Source organism: Streptomyces chlorus (genome assembly GCF_042655885.1).
GTDB lineage: Bacteria > Actinomycetota > Actinomycetes > Streptomycetales > Streptomycetaceae > Streptomyces > Streptomyces chlorus.
In genome coordinates, this window is record NZ_JBHSOA010000089.1 from 36240 (window position 1) to 51503 (window position 15264).

At 71.3% G+C, this 15264-nt stretch carries 20 protein-coding genes; 8 read left to right on the forward strand and 12 right to left on the reverse strand.

All coding sequences use genetic code 11. From position 1 onward, the window contains the following. Nucleotides 1-12 precede the first annotated feature (12 nt). Nucleotides 13-654, reverse strand: a complete 642-nt coding sequence (locus ACFPZI_RS31070) for an RsiG family protein (RefSeq protein ID WP_381370108.1) — start codon at nucleotides 652-654, stop codon at nucleotides 13-15. Between the two features lie 177 nt (nucleotides 655-831). On the opposite strand from ACFPZI_RS31070, the gene dtd reads away from it, so the two are divergent. Further along, the gene (gene dtd, locus ACFPZI_RS31075; protein ID WP_381370111.1) at nucleotides 832-1257 is read left to right on the forward strand and encodes a D-aminoacyl-tRNA deacylase; all 426 of its coding nucleotides are present in this window, start codon (nucleotides 832-834) and stop codon (nucleotides 1255-1257) included. A 55-nt stretch (nucleotides 1258-1312) separates the two neighbouring features. Here dtd and ygfZ read toward each other — a convergent pair whose 3' ends face one another. From ygfZ to ACFPZI_RS31090, 3 genes are read right to left on the reverse strand one after another with little or no spacing between them, the layout of a single operon-like run. Beyond that, nucleotides 1313-2278, reverse strand: a complete 966-nt coding sequence (gene ygfZ / locus ACFPZI_RS31080; RefSeq protein ID WP_381370113.1) for a CAF17-like 4Fe-4S cluster assembly/insertion protein YgfZ — start codon at nucleotides 2276-2278, stop codon at nucleotides 1313-1315. Nucleotides 2279-2287: 9 nt separating this feature from the next. Then, nucleotides 2288-2725 (reverse strand): Fur family transcriptional regulator, encoded by a 438-nt coding sequence (locus tag ACFPZI_RS31085; RefSeq protein ID WP_381370116.1) that lies wholly within the window; start codon nucleotides 2723-2725, stop codon nucleotides 2288-2290. Between the two features lie 52 nt (nucleotides 2726-2777). After that, complete coding sequence (locus ACFPZI_RS31090; protein WP_381370119.1) at nucleotides 2778-3353, reverse strand: heme-binding beta-barrel domain-containing protein; 576 nt, start codon at nucleotides 3351-3353, stop codon at nucleotides 2778-2780. Nucleotides 3354-3700: 347 nt separating this feature from the next. On the opposite strand from ACFPZI_RS31090, the gene ACFPZI_RS31095 reads away from it, so the two are divergent. Beyond that, nucleotides 3701-4063 carry a DsrE family protein gene (locus tag ACFPZI_RS31095; protein ID WP_042174837.1) on the forward strand — a complete coding sequence of 121 codons (363 nt, stop codon included), beginning with the start codon at nucleotides 3701-3703 and terminating at the stop codon, nucleotides 4061-4063. Nucleotides 4064-4073: 10 nt separating this feature from the next. Here ACFPZI_RS31095 and ACFPZI_RS31100 read toward each other — a convergent pair whose 3' ends face one another. From ACFPZI_RS31100 to ACFPZI_RS31135, 8 genes are all read right to left on the reverse strand, one after another. Beyond that, nucleotides 4074-4340 (reverse strand): DUF3099 domain-containing protein, encoded by a 267-nt coding sequence (locus ACFPZI_RS31100; RefSeq protein ID WP_381370122.1) that lies wholly within the window; start codon nucleotides 4338-4340, stop codon nucleotides 4074-4076. Between the two features lie 99 nt (nucleotides 4341-4439). Continuing rightward, complete coding sequence (locus tag ACFPZI_RS31105) at nucleotides 4440-4727, reverse strand: DUF1416 domain-containing protein (RefSeq protein ID WP_055606626.1); 288 nt, start codon at nucleotides 4725-4727, stop codon at nucleotides 4440-4442. A 61-nt stretch (nucleotides 4728-4788) separates the two neighbouring features. Continuing rightward, entirely contained in the window at nucleotides 4789-5634 is an 846-nt protein-coding gene (locus ACFPZI_RS31110; RefSeq protein ID WP_381370125.1) for a sulfurtransferase, read from the reverse strand. A gap of 130 nt (nucleotides 5635-5764) precedes the next feature. Beyond that, nucleotides 5765-5872 carry an Ms5788A family Cys-rich leader peptide gene (locus ACFPZI_RS31115; RefSeq protein ID WP_350849312.1) on the reverse strand — a complete coding sequence of 36 codons (108 nt, stop codon included), beginning with the start codon at nucleotides 5870-5872 and terminating at the stop codon, nucleotides 5765-5767. Between the two features lie 227 nt (nucleotides 5873-6099). Beyond that, nucleotides 6100-6840 (reverse strand): LmeA family phospholipid-binding protein, encoded by a 741-nt coding sequence (locus ACFPZI_RS31120; protein WP_381370128.1) that lies wholly within the window; start codon nucleotides 6838-6840, stop codon nucleotides 6100-6102. 200 nt (nucleotides 6841-7040) lie between these two features. Then, nucleotides 7041-8393: a hypothetical protein gene (locus ACFPZI_RS31125; RefSeq protein ID WP_381370130.1), complete on the reverse strand. Its 1353-nt coding sequence runs from the start codon at nucleotides 8391-8393 to the stop codon at nucleotides 7041-7043. Nucleotides 8394-8396: 3 nt separating this feature from the next. Next, the gene (locus tag ACFPZI_RS31130) at nucleotides 8397-8651 is read right to left on the reverse strand and encodes a MoaD/ThiS family protein (protein WP_381370133.1); all 255 of its coding nucleotides are present in this window, start codon (nucleotides 8649-8651) and stop codon (nucleotides 8397-8399) included. Beyond that, complete coding sequence (locus ACFPZI_RS31135) at nucleotides 8652-9086, reverse strand: hypothetical protein (RefSeq protein ID WP_381370136.1); 435 nt, start codon at nucleotides 9084-9086, stop codon at nucleotides 8652-8654. A gap of 309 nt (nucleotides 9087-9395) precedes the next feature. On the opposite strand from ACFPZI_RS31135, the gene ACFPZI_RS31140 reads away from it, so the two are divergent. The 6 genes from ACFPZI_RS31140 (at nucleotide 9396) to ACFPZI_RS31165 (ending at nucleotide 15234) form a co-directional block, all read left to right on the forward strand. Beyond that, nucleotides 9396-10196: a winged helix-turn-helix transcriptional regulator gene (locus tag ACFPZI_RS31140; protein ID WP_381370139.1), complete on the forward strand. Its 801-nt coding sequence runs from the start codon at nucleotides 9396-9398 to the stop codon at nucleotides 10194-10196. Nucleotides 10197-10303: 107 nt separating this feature from the next. Further along, the gene (locus ACFPZI_RS31145) at nucleotides 10304-11326 is read left to right on the forward strand and encodes a LacI family DNA-binding transcriptional regulator (protein ID WP_381370142.1); all 1023 of its coding nucleotides are present in this window, start codon (nucleotides 10304-10306) and stop codon (nucleotides 11324-11326) included. A 111-nt stretch (nucleotides 11327-11437) separates the two neighbouring features. Beyond that, nucleotides 11438-12673: a S1C family serine protease gene (locus ACFPZI_RS31150; protein ID WP_381370145.1), complete on the forward strand. Its 1236-nt coding sequence runs from the start codon at nucleotides 11438-11440 to the stop codon at nucleotides 12671-12673. Between the two features lie 34 nt (nucleotides 12674-12707). Further along, nucleotides 12708-12902: a hypothetical protein gene (locus tag ACFPZI_RS31155; RefSeq protein ID WP_381370147.1), complete on the forward strand. Its 195-nt coding sequence runs from the start codon at nucleotides 12708-12710 to the stop codon at nucleotides 12900-12902. Between the two features lie 134 nt (nucleotides 12903-13036). Then, nucleotides 13037-13771, forward strand: a complete 735-nt coding sequence (locus ACFPZI_RS31160) for a response regulator transcription factor (RefSeq protein WP_381370150.1) — start codon at nucleotides 13037-13039, stop codon at nucleotides 13769-13771. Next, nucleotides 13768-15234 carry a sensor histidine kinase gene (locus ACFPZI_RS31165; RefSeq protein ID WP_381370153.1) on the forward strand — a complete coding sequence of 489 codons (1467 nt, stop codon included), beginning with the start codon at nucleotides 13768-13770 and terminating at the stop codon, nucleotides 15232-15234. Before ACFPZI_RS31160 ends, ACFPZI_RS31165 begins: the two co-directional genes overlap by 4 nt. The last annotated feature ends 30 nt before the right edge of the window (nucleotides 15235-15264 follow it).

Below are 15264 nucleotides of genomic sequence, written 5' to 3' on the forward strand. Positions count from 1 at the left end.
GCCCCGCCCGCCTCACACCAGCAGGTCGTCGACCTGGGCCTCCCCCTCGCGGTACCGGCGCGCGATCTCCGCACTGCAGTCGTCGGCGGTGCGCTGCAGGCGCTGCCGGCTCCGGGACACCTGCCGCTCGTACCCCACCAGCCGCCCCATCGCGGCCGTCAGCTCCCCGTCCGTACGCGCACCCAGGTCCGAGAGCTCCACCTCGGCGAGCATCTCGGCCGCCAGCCGCCCGTACTCCTCGCTCTGCGGCGTCCCCAGGGTCACATGACGGGCGGACGAACGCCGGCGCACCGGGGTGTCCCGCAGGATCTCCGCGAGCCGCTCCACCACGGACGCCTCCGCCGGCGCGGCGACCGAGGCCGCGCCCACCGGCGTACGCCGGGCCAGTTCCGCCCGCAGGATGTCGATCCGCCCCTGGAGCAGCCGCCGCACATAACTGAGGTCGGCCTCGTCGCGCTGGGCGTCGCGGCGCAGCGTGCGCAGCTCGGGCAGGCTGCGCACGGCCGGGGCCGGTTCGGGCCCCGGGCTCTCCTCGGGCAGTGCCGGGCTGTCCGTGCGCTGTGCGGGCGGGCGGGGGAGCTCGTGTTCCCCCACCCCCGCCCGGGTCGACAGGACAGGCCCGGACTGCTGCCCGGTTCCTGGTGGTGTGCTCATGTGCCTCAACCGTCCCCTCGACCGGTGTGTGCCGACATCGTGCCACCCCTGGTGGCCGCTATGTGACCGAGTGTCCCTGATCCGCCCCAGATGGGGGGTAAGGAGTAAAAATAGCCCGCCCGGGGCCCCGCGTGGACCGCCGTCGGTCATCTGTGCGCCGACCGGCATGATGGACGTATGCGTGCAGTGGTGCAGAGGGTGGACGGCGCGAGCGTCGTCGTGGACGGCGAGACGGTGGGGGCGATCGAGGGCGAGGGGCTGTGTGCCCTGGTCGGCGTCACCCACGAGGACACCAAGGAGAAGGCGGCCCAGCTCGCCCGCAAGCTCTGGTCGGTGCGGATGCTCCAGGACGAGAAGTCGTGCAGCGACGTCGACGCGCCGCTCCTGGTGATCAGCCAGTTCACCCTTTACGGCGACGCCCGCAAGGGCCGCCGCCCCACCTGGAACGCCGCCGCCCCCGGGGACGTCGCCGAACCGCTGGTGGACGAGGTGGTCGCCCAGTTGCGTGCGCTGGGCGCGACGGTGGCGACGGGCCGCTTCGGCGCGCGGATGCGGGTGTCGCTGACCAACGACGGCCCGTTCACCGTCCTCCTCGAGATCTGATCCACGTCACATCCGACGTGGCCCGCATCCGACGTGGACCAGGGCTCGACGTGGATCAGGGCTCGACCACGGTCTCCTGTGCCGCCGCCGTGTCCCCGGCCATCAGGCGGGCGTCGACCGGAACGTTCCGCTTGACCAGCGCGAGGGCGACCGGGCCCAGCTCGTGGTGGCGTACGGACGTGGTGACGAAGCCGATCCGGCGGCCGTCCGGACCGTCGTCGGCGAGCCGGAGGTCGGTGCCGGCCGGCGGCAGATGGACCTCGCTGCCGTCCAGGTGCAGGAAGACCATCCTGCGCGGCGGCTTGCCCAGGTTCTGGACCCGGGCGACCGTCTCCTGGCCCCGGTAGCAGCCCTTCTGCAGATGCACCGCACCGCCGATCCAGCCCAGCTCGTGCGGGATGGTGCGGTGGTCGGTCTCGAAGCCGAGCCGGGGGCGGTGCTGCTCGACCCGCAGCGCCTCGTACGCGAGGATGCCGGCGGGCGGCCCGGCCTTCCCTGCGTACGACTCCAGGTCGGCACGGGGCAGGAACAGATCACGGCCGTACGGCGTCTCACGGACGGCGACGCCCTCGGGCACCTCCGTGATGGAACCGGCGGGCAGGTGCACCACCGCGAAGTCGGCGGTGCGGTCGGCGGTTTCGACCCGGTAGAAGAACTTCATCGACTCCAGGTAGGCGATCAGCGCCTCCTGGGTGCCGGGTTCGACATGGGCCCAGACCGTCTCGCCGTCGTCGACGAGGTAGAGCGCGTGTTCGATGTGGCCGTTCGCGGAGAGGATCAGCGCCTCGGTGGCCTGGTGCGGCGGGAGGTCGCTGACATGCTGGGTGAGCAGCAGATGCAGCCAGCTCAGCCGCTCCGGCCCGGAGACGGTGACGACCCCGCGATGGGACAGGTCGACGAAGCCGGTGCCTCCGGCGAGGGCACGCTGCTCGCGGAACAGGTCGCCGTAGTGGGCGGCGACGCCTTCGTCCACGCCCTCGGCGGGAACGGCGCCGGGCAGGGTCAGCAGTGGGCTCTTCATACCCCTAGCCTACGACTCGGTAGTTGAACCCTTCGGGGAACAGTCCTTGCAGCGGCCGAAGATCGCGAAGTGCTTCATGTCGGTGTCGAATCCGAAGGTGTCGCGCAGCTTCGCCGTGAACTCGGCGGCCACCTCCACGTCCGCCTCGATGACCTCGGTGCAGTCACGGCAGACGAGGTGGAGGTGGTGGTGCCGGTCGGCGAGATGGTAGGTCGGGGCGCCGTGCCCGAGGTGGGCATGGCTGACCAGACCCAGCTCCTCCAGGAGCTCCAGGGTGCGGTAGACGGTCGAGATGTTGACCCCCGACGCCGTCCTGCGCACTTCCACGAGAATGTCGTCGGGGGTCGCGTGCTCCAGCGTGTCGACGGCTTCGAGCACGAGTTGGCGCTGCGGCGTCAGCCGGTAGCCGCGCTGCCTGAGGTCGCTCTTCCAGTCGGTGCTCACCACACCACGAGTCTAGGACCTGGATCCCGGAACCCGGGTTCCAGAACCTCAAGGCTCACTTGAAGAAGGCGATCCCGTCGTCCGGCATGTCGTCGGGCAGGGCCTTGGCCCAGCGCTCGACGTCCTCGGGGGTGACGACCTTCTTCAGGTGCGCCGACATGTAGGGGCGCAGCTCGACCTCGGGGGTCTGCTTCTCGCCGACCCACATCAGGTCGCTCTTGACGTAGCCGTACAGCCGCTTGCCGCCGCTGTAGGGCCGAGCGGCCGCGGTGCGCGCCACGGCGTCCGTCACCAGGTCGATCTGCGGCTTCTGGTGGGCCAGCTCGCCGTACCAGATCTCGACGACGCCGTCGTCGCGGACCATCGTGACCTCGACCTTGCGGTGGGCGTCGATCCGCCAGAAGCCGTGCTCGGACTCGAGCGGCCGGACCTTGCCGCCGTCCCCGTCGAGCACCCAGCTGTGGGAGGTGTACTCCAGGAAGTCCCGGCCGTCGTGGGTGAAGGAGACCTCCTGCCCGAAATTGCACTTCTCCGAGCCGGGGAAGTCGTGCACGCCTGCGCCCGCCCAGTCGCCGAGCAGGAAGGCGAGCGGCACGAGGTCCTTGTGGAGGTCGGACGGGATCTCGATCATCAGTGGCAGTTCCTGGAGTGGGCGGTCAGCGCTGACCCTGGTACAGCTTCTTCACGGCCAGCCCGGCGAAGGCGAGAACGCCGACGGCGACCAGGACCAGCAGGGCTTCGAAGAAGATAACCACGGGGTGCTCCTTGAGCGGGGGTGCGGTGATGTGCGCAGGGCTGCTCCTCAGCTTACGCGGCCGGACCCCGGCCCCGACGTGCACCCACCCGGTGGCGCGGGGTGGTGTCCGGGACCGGTGGCCGGGACCGGTGGCCGGTCCGGCGACAAGCTCTCGGGCACGGGCTCTCGGGCACGGGCGGAACGAGCGGAACGAGCGGGACGGGAATGACTACGATCCGGGTATGGCGAAGAAGCTCGTGATCAAGGTGACCGCGGGGGCCGACGCCCCCGAACGCTGCTCGCAGGCGTTCACGGTGGCGGCGGTGGCCGTGGCCAGCGGTGTGGATGTCTCGCTGTGGCTCACCGGGGAGTCGGCCTGGTTCGCGCTGCCGGGCAGGGCCGCGGAGTTCGAGCTGCCGCACGCGGCGCCGCTGCCGGACCTGCTGGACTCGATCGTCGCGGGGGGCCGTCTCACCCTGTGCACCCAGTGCGCGGCGCGCCGGGACATCACGGAGAAGGACGTCATCGAGGGCGTACGCATCGCGGGCGCGCAGGTGTTCGTCCAGGAGGCGCTGGCGGACGACACGCAGGCGCTCGTCTACTGATACGGAGGGCTCACCGGGGCCCGGGCCTCTTCTTCCCGTCCAGTTCGTCCCACCACGCGTCGGACTCGGGGTCGCCGGAGGGGTCGTCCCACCAGCGGTCGTCGGGGCCGCGCCGGTTGGCGACCATGGCGGCGAACGGCGGGATGATCATGGCCACCACGCACATGCCCACGGCCACCGGGACCGACCAGAGCCGCACCACGGCGCAGGCCAGGACGAACAGCACGATGCACGTGCCCATCATGGCGAAGTAGGTATGCCGCCTGCGCGCGTACATACCTCCAGCGTAGAACCGGACCCGCAGGCGTGCAGGTACGCGGCTGTGCAGATATGCCGAAGGGCCGCATCCCGTGGGATGCGGCCCTTCGAGGAGCCCTCACACCGCGATGGCGACCTCGGCCAGACCGCCCTGCTGGGCGACGACCGTGCGGTCGGCGGTACCGCCGGGCACCAGGGCGCGAACCGTCCAGGTGCCCTCCGCCGCGTAGAAGCGGAACTGCCCGGTCGCGGAGGTCGGAACCTCCGCGGTGAACTCGCCGGTCGAGTCCAGCAGACGGACATAGCCCGTCACCGGCTCGCCGTCACGGGTCAGATGACCCTGGATCGTGGTCTCGCCGGGCTTGATCGTCGAGGCGTCCGGGCCGCCGGCCTTCGCACCGCACATGGCGTACTCCTGAACTGGTCTAGTGGTCTGGTCGGGGTCGGGTCGCGGTTCGGGCGAGGGCCTACTTGGCGGGGCCGAGCTCGATCGGCACGCCGACGAGGGAGCCGTACTCGGTCCAGGAGCCGTCGTAGTTCTTGACGTTCTCCACGCCCAGCAGCTCGTGCAGCACGAACCAGGACAGCGCGGAGCGCTCACCGATGCGGCACAGGGCGATGGTGTCCTTGGCCAGGTCGATCCGCTCGTCCTCGTAGAGCGCCTTGAGCTCTTCGTCGGACTTGAAGGTGCCGTCGTCGTTGGCGTTCTTCGACCACGGGATGTTGCGGGAGGTCGGCACGTGGCCGGGACGCTGCGACTGCTCCTGCGGCAGGTGCGCCGGCGCGAGCAGCTTGCCGGAGAACTCGTCGGGCGAGCGCACGTCGACGATGTTCTGCACGCCGATGGCGTCCACGACCTCGTCGCGGAAGGCGCGGATGGACAGGTCCTGCGGCTTGGCCTTGTACTCGGTCTTCGCCCGCTGGGGCACCTCGTCGCCGGGGACCAGCTCGCGGGCGTCCAGCTCCCACTTCTTGCGGCCGCCGTCGAGGAGCTTGACGTTCTCGTGGCCGTACAGCTTGAAGTACCAGTAGGCGTACGCGGCGAACCAGTTGTTGTTGCCGCCGTAGAGGATGACCGTGTGGTCGTTGGAGACGCCCTTCTCCGACAGGAGCTTCTCGAAGCCCTCCTGGTCGACGAAGTCACGGCGGACCGGGTCCTGGAGGTCCTTGGTCCAGTCGATCCGGATGGCGTTCTTGATGTGGTTCTTCTCGTACGCGGTGGTGTCCTCGTCCACCTCGACGAGGGCGATGGTCGGATCGTCCAGGTGTTCCTGGACCCAGTCGGCGTCGACCAGTACGTCGTGACGGCTCATGCTCTTGTCTCCTCCGGGGCAGTTGCGGCGGGGCGTGCGGGTAATGCGGGTGCGCGGCACTCCTGCGGGAGCGGGCACGCGGATGCCCCTCGGCGGGGCGAGGTGGGGACGCGGGCGGCGGGGCGCCCGCTCAGAAAGGTCGACAGAGCATGGCGGCGACGCGGCAGAGGTCCACTGCCCGCCGCTTCGTGAGATCCGCCTGTCCCCGCGCTCGGAGGACGCTCGTCTGACACTGCATGCCGTCGATCGTAAGGAGGACAGGGCGGGCATGTCACCGCCGTGTCGCATACTGAGACAAGGTTATCCGCAATATGGGATGACAGGAGGGGCGAGCCCGCTCCCGCCCGCCCCGGACCCGACCGCGCCCACCCTCGATCTGCTCTACGGACGCCTCCGTCTCGCCTGTCGGACATCTGGGTCCACCGGGACCCTCTCGGGGGCGGAGTGGCCCCGCCGACCGCCTACCTACCCGGCAAGCCGGACGTGGGAACCCTGCACGGTGATGTCGACACCGGACTTCCCCGCCTCGACCTTGTCGAGCTTGATCCCGCCGGGCAGGCCGTCGATCTTCTGCTCGAAGTCGGTGATCTCCCGCACCCGCGCCTCGGCCATCTCGACACCGCCGAACGAGGGCAGCCCGTCCGCGTGGACCCGCACGGTGTCGCCGTCCACGACGGTGACGGAGCTGAGGACGGAGACCGGCTCGGGCAGCTTGGTGCCGAGCACGGTGGCCTCCACCATGACCTTGATCTTCCCGTTGCCGCCGTCGGAGAGGCCGACGACGCCGGCGGTGACACCGGGGCCGACCTGCGTGGGCTCGGACGTGGCGGTCTTGAGCAGCTCGTCGTAGGTCACGCTCGCGGTACCGGTCGCGTCGGCGGCGGTGGCGGAGCTGAAGTCGCCGGAGAACTCGACGCCCTTCATGTCGGCGTGCAGGTCCTCGATCCGGATGTTCTGCTTGCCGCCGCCGGTACCGGCCTCGTACTCCTGGATCCCGATCTGCACCTCGTCGAGGGAGCCGCCGGCGATCTGGGTGAGGAAGGGGAAACCGTTGATGGACACGTCGGGGGTAGTGCTGAGGTTCTCGGTCGCCTTGAGCCGGTCGGCCACCTCGCCCTCCGCGAAGTTGACCGCGAGGCGGTCCACGATCACGAAGATGCCGCCCAGGATCACGACGATGATCAGCAGTATTCGCAGTGCGCGCATGCGGTTGATTCCCTCACCTGGGTGCGTTTCGACGACAGTCCCCGACGACCGGGCAGCCGTCCTACGCGAGAGTAGCCCGCACGTCCGGGAGAACCCCGGAATTGTCGATCACCTGTGACAGGCAGCCGAAACGGGCCTCCCCCGCCGACGACCATCGGCGGAGGAGGCGGGACACGGGACCGCGGTACGCGGCCGGGACGTCAGCCGGCGACGCGGCCCAGGACGTACACCGCCGGTGCCGCCGCGGCCAGGGGCAGGGCCACTCCGGCCGTGAAGTGGACGAACCGGGACGGGTAGTCGTAGCTCGCGGCGCGGTGGCCGATCAGGGCGCAGACCGCCGCGCCCGCGCCGATCAGCGCGCCCGAGGCGCCGACCCCCGTCATCCCGCCGGCCAGCGCACCCGCACCGGCCGCCACGAGCAGCGCGGCCACCACGGACGCCGGTGTCGGCAACGGCAGCGCCCGCGCCACGACCGCCGCCGCCACTCCGATCCCGCCGACCGTCACCGCGTCGGCGCCGGCCGCCAGGTAGCCGCTCGCCACGATCGCCAGCGCGGCCGCGGTGACCGTCGCCGTCAGGCCGTACATCCGCTCGTCGGGATCGGCGTGCGACCGGAGCTGAAGCACCAGCGACAGCAGCATCCACACGCCGAGCGTGCCGAGAAGGGCCGACGGCGACCGGTCGGACGCGAGCAGTGCCACGTCCGCGACCAGCGCCCCGAGGAAGCCCAACGCGATGCCCTGCCGCGCGGGCCACATGCCGTTCAGCCGGAACCAGCCGGCCGCGGTGAGCCCCTGGAGGGCCACCAGCGGCACGAGCAGGGCGTACGTGCCCAGCGCCGCCCCACCGGCGAGCAGCAGCCCCAGTAGCGCGGTGAGCGCCGCCGGCTGCATGCCGGGCTCGATGATCGGCGAACGCCCCTCCGCGCGGGCACGCTGCGCGTCCGCGACCCGGGTGTTCCCGGCGAGGGTGGCGGGCCCGTACCCGGGACCGTCGGGGGCATCGGAGGCGGGTGCGGCGGAGGCCGAGGGTGCGGCAGGCGGGGCGGGCGCGGCGGAGGCGAGCGGGGGCATGGCCCCGGCAGCGGCACCGGGATTGGTACCGGGGATCGGTGCCCCGTAGGCGGGGACCGCCCCGTGCCCCGCGTACACCGCGGGCCCGCCGAGCGCGCCGCCGTCACCCTGACCCGCGTACCCGGCAGGTCCCGGAGGGGTCTGCGGGTTCTGCGGGGCGGCAGGGGACTGCGGAGTCCGTCCGGTGTGCTGGGGCAGGTACGACGTCTCCTCCGCGGCCGTCGGCGGAACCGGGGGCTGCATCTGCGTCTCCCAGGTCTGCCCCTGCCACTGCTGCGTGTACTGCTGGGCGGCGTGCGGATCGTCGTACGCCTGCTGCCCTCCGGGCCACGCCTGCGACGGCCCCTGCGCCTGTCCTTCAGGCCGCTGGTGCTGGGGCTCGGGCTGGGGCCGGCCGTAGGGGTCGTAGTCCTCGTGACCCTCGTGACCCTCGCGGCGCCCGTCGTACCCGTCGTAGCCCTGATACGGCTGGTTGGTCATCGCTCACCCTCCTGCGAACGGCGGGAGCACCTCGACCGTGCCGCCGTCGGCCAGCCGTACCGTCTCATGTGCGCGGGTGCCCACGGGATCACTGTCGACGAGGAACGAGCATCGCCGCAGGACACGCGTGAGTTCGCCGGGGTGCCGCTCGCGCGCCGCGTCGAGCGCGTCGGCGAGCGTGACCGCCTCGTACGACTCCTCGGCCACCCCGGCCGCGGCCTTGGCGGCGGCCCAGTACCGCACCGTGACCTTTGCCATCTACTGGTTCCTCAATCGTTTGACAGTGAACACGGTCAGGCTAGCCCGCCCGGGCCACGGCCCCATCCCCTGTCCGGTGCGGCAGTCTCTCGGGGTCGCGTTCTCCGCGCGGCCCGTGCCCGGCTCCACCCACAGCTCCCCGTGCCGTGCGAACGCCCGCGCGACCCGCCGTACATGCGGCCGGTCCACGTCCCCCGTGAACCCGTGCGCGATCACGAACGCAAGGTCATGGGAAGGCGGCCGTGAGGCGTCCTTCCCGGTCACCCTTCCGGCCGCAGCCGGGTTGTATACGGAATCGATCCGCACGCCGTCCACCGTGCGCAAGAACGTCCGAAAAGACGTATCGCCACAGGTGACTTCACGCGTCACATCACGTTTCTTGAAATGCGGACCATTGGTGGGACCCGCCACACGACCTGACGGATCGGTGCTCATGTCGGCTATTCTTCTGGAGAGAGGACTCGGGCAGTGAAGCCCCCGAGTCCTTTTGTGCTTTCGGAAGCGTTGTATACGACGCGGGAAACCGCCGGTGTACGGGCCGTCGAAACGCACGAAACGGTGCCGTAAACTCCCCCACTGCCCTAACGGCGTGGGAGGTGCCCCCATCGCAGGGACCGAGGAGGAACCAGACGTTATGGGCGAGCGAACCGTGCACGGACGAATGACGACCCGGTCGCGGGCAGCACCACGGCCCGAGCCCCGGGGCCAGGACCGCGTCCTCGACGGACTCGAAGGAGGGGTGCGATGAGTTCACTGCTCCTGCTGACCAACGCCCTCCAGCCGTCGGCGGAGGTGCTCCCCGCTCTCGGCCTGCTGCTCCACCATGTGCGGGTGGCCCCCGCCGAGGGCCCCGCCCTGGTCGACACCCCCGGCGCCGACGTCATCCTCGTCGACGGCCGGCGCGACCTCCCGCAGGTCCGCAACCTGTGCCGGCTGCTGCGGTCCACCGGTCCCGGCTGCCCCCTCGTCCTCGTGGCGACCGAGGGCGGCCTCGCCGCCGTCACCGCGGACTGGGGCATCGACGACGTCCTCCTCGACACCGCGGGACCGGCGGAGGTGGAGGCCCGGCTGCGGCTCGCGATGGGCCGGCAGCAGATCGTCGGCGACGACTCCCCCACGGAGATCCGCAACGGTGACCTGTCCGTCGACGAGGCGACCTACAGCGCCAAACTCAAGGGCCGCGTCCTCGATCTCACGTTCAAGGAGTTCGAGCTCCTGAAGTACCTCGCCCAGCACCCCGGCCGCGTCTTCACCCGCGCCCAGCTGCTGCAGGAGGTCTGGGGCTACGACTACTTCGGCGGCACTCGAACGGTCGACGTCCACGTACGGCGGCTGCGCGCCAAGCTCGGCCCCGAGCACGAGTCGCTGATCGGCACCGTGCGGAACGTGGGTTACCGATTCGTTACGCCGGAGAAGGGCGAGCGGGCCGCCGAGGAGGCCAAGGCGAAGGCCGACCGGCAGCAGGCCGAGTCCGATCGCCAAAAGGCGGCGGATGCGGACGAGACGGCCGCCCGGGACGCCGCCGAGGCCTCGACCCAGGCGTGAACGGCACCCGCACGGGCGCCGCGCCCGCACACGCGAGCCGTTTCCGTGCTGTTCACAAGGTCGTTCACGCTCTGCCCCGACCGGTTATATCCGCGTAGACTCCGCGCGTGGCCAAGGTGACTAGGGATGATGTGGCTCGGCTGGCGGGTACCTCCACCGCCGTCGTCAGCTATGTCATCAACAACGGACCGAGGCCGGTCGCCCCGGCCACGCGCGAACGCGTACTCGCCGCGATCAAGGAGCTGGGATACCGGCCGGACCGGGTCGCCCAGGCGATGGCGTCGCGGCGTACGGATCTCGTAGGCCTGATCGTGCCGGACGCGCGCCAGCCCTTCTTCGGGGAGATGGCGCACGCGGTCGAACAGGCCGCGTCCGAGCGCGGAAAGATGGTGCTGGTCGGGAACTCCGACTATGTGGCCGAGCGCGAGGTCCACTACCTGCGGGCATTCCTCGGAATGCGCGTCTCCGGGCTGATCCTGGTCAGCCATGCGCTGAACGACCTTGCCGCCGCGGAGATAGACGCCTGGGACGCCCGGATCGTCCTGCTGCACGAGCGCCCCGAGGCCATCGACGACGTCGCCGTCGTCACCGACGACCTCGGCGGCGCCCAGCTCGCCGTCCGCCACCTGCTGGAACACGGCAACGCGTACGTCGCCTGTGTCGGCGGCACCGCCGAGACCCCCTCCGTCGGCGACCCGGTCTCCGACCACGTCGAGGGCTGGCGGCGGGCCATGGAGGACGCCGGCATCCCGACCGAGGGCCGCCTCTTCGAGGCCCCGTACAACCGCTACGACGCCTATCGCGTCGGGCTCGACATCCTCTCCGGGCCCCACCGCCCGCCCGCGATCTTCTGCTCCACCGACGACCAGGCGGTCGGCGTGCTGCGCGCGGCGCGCGAGCTGCGCATCGACGTGCCCGGCGAGCTGGCGGTCATCGGGTTCGACGACATCAAGGAGGCGGCGCTCACCGACCCGCCGATGACGACGGTCGCCTCCGACCGCTCGGCGATGGCGCGCGCGGCGGTCGACCTCGTCCTCGACGACGGGCTGCGGGTGGCCGGCTCGCAGCGCGAGCGGCTGAAGATCTTCCCGTCCGAACTGGTGATCCGCCGCTCCTGCGGCTGCGGGTAACACCCGGCCTCCGGGCGGCCCCGCCGTCTTTATATCGGGCATACGAGGTTCTGTCGGGCTTCTCAGCGGGCACTCAGGATGCTCTCATCGTCGGGCGCCAGGCTCGTTGACATGACCGAGAGCCATCGCCGCAGCAGCGAACACGAGAGCCCCGAGGCGGGCGGCCACCAGTCCCGCTCCTCCCCCGTGAAACCGGAGTGGCCGGCCCCGCCGGCGTACGCACCGGGGCATCTGCCGCAGCCGGGACAGCGGTCTGAGCAGCCGGGTCAGCAGCAGGTCACGACCGACGCCGGTGTCCAGCCCTCGACGGGCCCGGCCGGCCCGGGGCACCCGACCACTACCGCGCACCCGACGGGTCCGACGGGTCCGACGGCGGCAACGCGCCCGATCCCTGTCGTGCACCCGGCGGACCCCGCGGGCTCGGCCCACGCGTCCGAGCCGACCGCCCCCGCGCGCCGCCGTAAGCGGACCCGGGGCCCGGCCACACTGCTCGCCGCCGTGGCGATCGTGGCGGCGGCCGTGGGCGGCGGCACCGCGTACGGCATCCAGGAGCTGACCGGCAGCGGAACCGTTGCCTCCTCCGGCTCCACCAGCACCAGCGTGGTACCGACCGGCCAGAAGGGCACGGTGTCCGGCGTCGCCAAGGCGGTCAGCCCGAGTATCGTCGAGATCAACGCCACCTCCAGCGCCGGATCGTCCACCGGCTCCGGCGTGATCATCACCCACGACGGCGAGATCGTCACCAACAACCACGTCGTCGCCGGCGCCTCCTCGGTCACGGTGCGGACCAGCGACGGCAAGACGTACACCGCGGACGTCGTCGGCACGGAGAGCGCGAAGGACCTCGCGCTGATCAAGCTGAACAACGCGTCGGGCCTGACACCGGCCGCCCTCGGCAACTCCGACGGCGTTCAGGTCGGCGACGAAGTCGTGGCGATCGGCTCCCCCGAGGGCCTGACCGGCACCGTCACCAGCGGCATCGTCTCGGCGCTCAACCGTGACGTGACCGTCTCCACGAACGAGAGCCAGGGGCAGCAACAGCAGCAGGGGCAGCAGGGCGGCGGCTGGCCGTTCGCGTTCGGCGGCCGGCAGTTCAACGGCGACACCGGCGGGGCCACGACGACGTACAAGGCGATCCAGACCGACGCGTCCCTGAACCCCGGGAACTCCGGCGGCGCGCTGATCGACATGAACGGCAACATCATCGGCATCAACTCCGCGATGTACGCGGCGAGCGGCAGCGGCTCCTCCTCGGCCGACGCCGGCAGCGTGGGCCTGGGCTTCGCCATCCCGGTCAACACGCTCAAGGCCGACCTCCCGACGCTGCGGGCCGGCTCCATGAACTGACGTGACGACGCGGCGCCCACCCGAGGAGTCCGACATGATCAAGCAGATCCCGCAGGTCACCCACCAGGTACCCGACGCCGGCAGCGACCCCGCCGGTCTCGCCCTCGCGCTGGAGGTCGCGGCCGAGCTGCGCGTGCCGACACGGCGGGCCCCGGAAGTCACCCCGCCCCCGCCCCACCGGAAGCCCAGCCCCGGTCGCGGCAGCCACCGCCGTACCGTGCGCGGCTGACCCGGTGCCGACCGGGGCCGCCCGCGCCCCGGGGGATCGTGCGAGCCTGAGAGCTTGAGAGGCTGAAGCCCGCAGGCCCCAAGCCCTGCCCCCGCGCCCCCGCCCCGCCCCGTGCAGACAGAGGAACCCGAGCCATGAGCCCCGCAGAAGGCGACCGTGACCCCCAGCGCATCCTGATCGTCGACGACGAGCCGGCGGTACGCGAAGCGCTTCAGCGCAGCCTCGCCTTCGAGGGATACGACACCGAGGTCGCCGTCGACGGCGCGGACGCCCTGGAGAAGGCGGCGACGTACCGGCCCGACCTGGTCGTCCTCGACATCCAGATGCCCCGGATGGACGGCCTGACCGCCGCCCGCCGCATCCGTGCCACCGGCGACACCATGCCCATCCTGATGCTGACCGCCCGGGACACGGTCGGCGACCGGGTGACGGGACTGGACGCCGGGGCGGACGACTACCTGGTCAAGCCGTTCGAGCTGGACGAGCTGTTCGCCCGTATCCGCGCGCTGCTGCGCCGCAGCTCGTACGCGGCCGCCGTGGCCGGTGCCACCGAGCACAGCGATGTCCTCGCCTTCGCCGACCTGCGCATGGACCTGTCGACCCGCGAGGTGTCGCGGGGCACCCGCCAGGTGGAGCTGACCCGTACGGAGTTCACACTGCTGGAGATGTTCATGGCGCACCCGCGCCAGGTGCTCACGCGGGAGCAGATCCTGAAGGCGGTCTGGGGCTTCGACTTCGAGCCGTCGTCGAACTCCCTCGACGTGTACGTCATGTACCTGCGCCGCAAGACCGAGGCGGGTGGCGAGCCGCGTCTGGTGCACACGGTGAGGGGCGTCGGCTACGCCCTGCGGCAGGGCGGCGCGGAGTGAACAGGCTGGTCCGCAGGTTCCGCTCGCTCCCGATCCGGGCGCGGCTGTCGCTGCTGGTGGCGGCGGCGGTGGCGTTCGCGGTGGCGGCGGTGTCGGTGACGTGCTGGTTCATCGTGCAGGGGAAGCTGTACGAGCAGCTCGACAACGACCTGGAGAAGGCGACGGTGCTCCAGGGCCCGCAGCGGGTCGACGAGATCCGCAGGGCACTGAACACCTGCACGGACACGCCTCGGGACAGCATGGACGGGGCTTTCGGGGAGACCTTCTCCCAGGTGGTCATGGACGACGGCACCGTGTGCCTGTTCCCCAACTCGGCGGGCAGGATCGAGGTCACCCCGTCCGACCGGGACGTCATCGCGAGCGCGGGAACCGGCTCGACGGGCCTGTACCGCGACGGCACCGACCAGGACGGCGCCGAGGTGCGCGTGCTGACCCTGCCGCTGGTGATCAACGACCCGAGCACGCTGACCAGTTCCAAGGCCGCCGTCCTCGTCGCCGTCCCGCTCAAGGGCACCGAGTCGACGCTGAACGACCTCGCGCTGATCCTGCTCCTCGTCTCCGGCATCGGCGTCCTGGGCGCGGCCGTCGCCGGTCTCGCGGTCGCCCGCGCCGGCCTGCGCCCCGTGGACGAACTCACCGAGGCCGTGGAGGAGGTGGCCCGCACCGAGGACCTGGGCATCCGCATTCCCGTCGAGGACGACGCCGAGGACGAGGTCGCCCGCCTCTCCCGCTCCTTCAACTCCATGACGTCCGCCCTGGCCAGCTCCCGCGACCTGCAACAGCAGCTCATCGCGGACGCCGGCCACGAACTGCGCACCCCGCTCACCTCCCTGCGTACCAACATCGAACTCCTCACCCGCAGCGAGGAGACGGGCCGTCCCCTGCCCGCCGGGGACCGCAGGGCGCTGCTCACCTCGGTCACGGCACAGATGACGGAACTGGCCGCGCTCATCGGCGACTTGCAGGAGCTGTCGCGGCCGGACACCGGCCAGCACGAGGGGCGTGCGCAGATCGTCGCCTGGCAGGACGTCGTGGAGTCGGCGCTGCGCCGCGCCCGGCTGCGCGGCCCGGAGCTGACCATCACGGCGGACGTACAGCCCTGGTACGTGCGGGCGGAGCCGTCCGCGCTGGAGCGGGCCGTCGTCAATGTCCTCGACAACGCGGTGAAGTTCAGTCCGGAGGGCGGCACGGTCGAGGTCCGCCTCGCCGACGGCGTCCTCACCGTCCGCGACCACGGGCCCGGCATCCCCGCCGACGAACTCCCCTACGTCTTCGATCGCTTCTGGCGCTCCCCGACCGCCCGCGCGCTCCCCGGTTCGGGCCTCGGCCTGTCCATCGTGGCCCGCACGGTCCAGCAGGCGGGTGGCACGGTCACTCTGACCCGCGCCGAGGACGGCGCCGGGGGCACGACGGCCACGATCCGTCTTCCCGGGGCCCCGATCCCGCCCCCCGAGGTGCCGTAGATCAGATCATCGGGTGGTCCGGGCGGCGAC

Coding starts and splice junctions, on each gene's coding strand:
- ACFPZI_RS31150 (WP_381370145.1), top strand. CDS start 11,438: ATGACCGAGAGCCATCGCCGCAGCAGCGAACACGAGAGCCCCGAGGCG.
- ACFPZI_RS31070 (WP_381370108.1), bottom strand. CDS start 654: ATGAGCACACCACCAGGAACCGGGCAGCAGTCCGGGCCTGTCCTGTCG.
- ygfZ (WP_381370113.1), bottom strand. CDS start 2,278: ATGAAGAGCCCACTGCTGACCCTGCCCGGCGCCGTTCCCGCCGAGGGC.
- ACFPZI_RS31090 (WP_381370119.1), bottom strand. CDS start 3,353: ATGATCGAGATCCCGTCCGACCTCCACAAGGACCTCGTGCCGCTCGCC.
- ACFPZI_RS31105 (WP_055606626.1), bottom strand. CDS start 4,727: ATGTGCGGTGCGAAGGCCGGCGGCCCGGACGCCTCGACGATCAAGCCC.
- ACFPZI_RS31110 (WP_381370125.1), bottom strand. CDS start 5,634: ATGAGCCGTCACGACGTACTGGTCGACGCCGACTGGGTCCAGGAACAC.
- ACFPZI_RS31115 (WP_350849312.1), bottom strand. CDS start 5,872: ATGCAGTGTCAGACGAGCGTCCTCCGAGCGCGGGGACAGGCGGATCTC.
- ACFPZI_RS31100 (WP_381370122.1), bottom strand. CDS start 4,340: ATGTACGCGCGCAGGCGGCATACCTACTTCGCCATGATGGGCACGTGC.
- ACFPZI_RS31140 (WP_381370139.1), top strand. CDS start 9,396: ATGAGTTCACTGCTCCTGCTGACCAACGCCCTCCAGCCGTCGGCGGAG.
- ACFPZI_RS31120 (WP_381370128.1), bottom strand. CDS start 6,840: ATGCGCGCACTGCGAATACTGCTGATCATCGTCGTGATCCTGGGCGGC.
- ACFPZI_RS31095 (WP_042174837.1), top strand. CDS start 3,701: ATGGCGAAGAAGCTCGTGATCAAGGTGACCGCGGGGGCCGACGCCCCC.
- ACFPZI_RS31130 (WP_381370133.1), bottom strand. CDS start 8,651: ATGGCAAAGGTCACGGTGCGGTACTGGGCCGCCGCCAAGGCCGCGGCC.
- dtd (WP_381370111.1), top strand. CDS start 832: ATGCGTGCAGTGGTGCAGAGGGTGGACGGCGCGAGCGTCGTCGTGGAC.
- ACFPZI_RS31160 (WP_381370150.1), top strand. CDS start 13,037: ATGAGCCCCGCAGAAGGCGACCGTGACCCCCAGCGCATCCTGATCGTC.
- ACFPZI_RS31125 (WP_381370130.1), bottom strand. CDS start 8,393: ATGACCAACCAGCCGTATCAGGGCTACGACGGGTACGACGGGCGCCGC.
- ACFPZI_RS31135 (WP_381370136.1), bottom strand. CDS start 9,086: ATGAGCACCGATCCGTCAGGTCGTGTGGCGGGTCCCACCAATGGTCCG.
- ACFPZI_RS31155 (WP_381370147.1), top strand. CDS start 12,708: ATGATCAAGCAGATCCCGCAGGTCACCCACCAGGTACCCGACGCCGGC.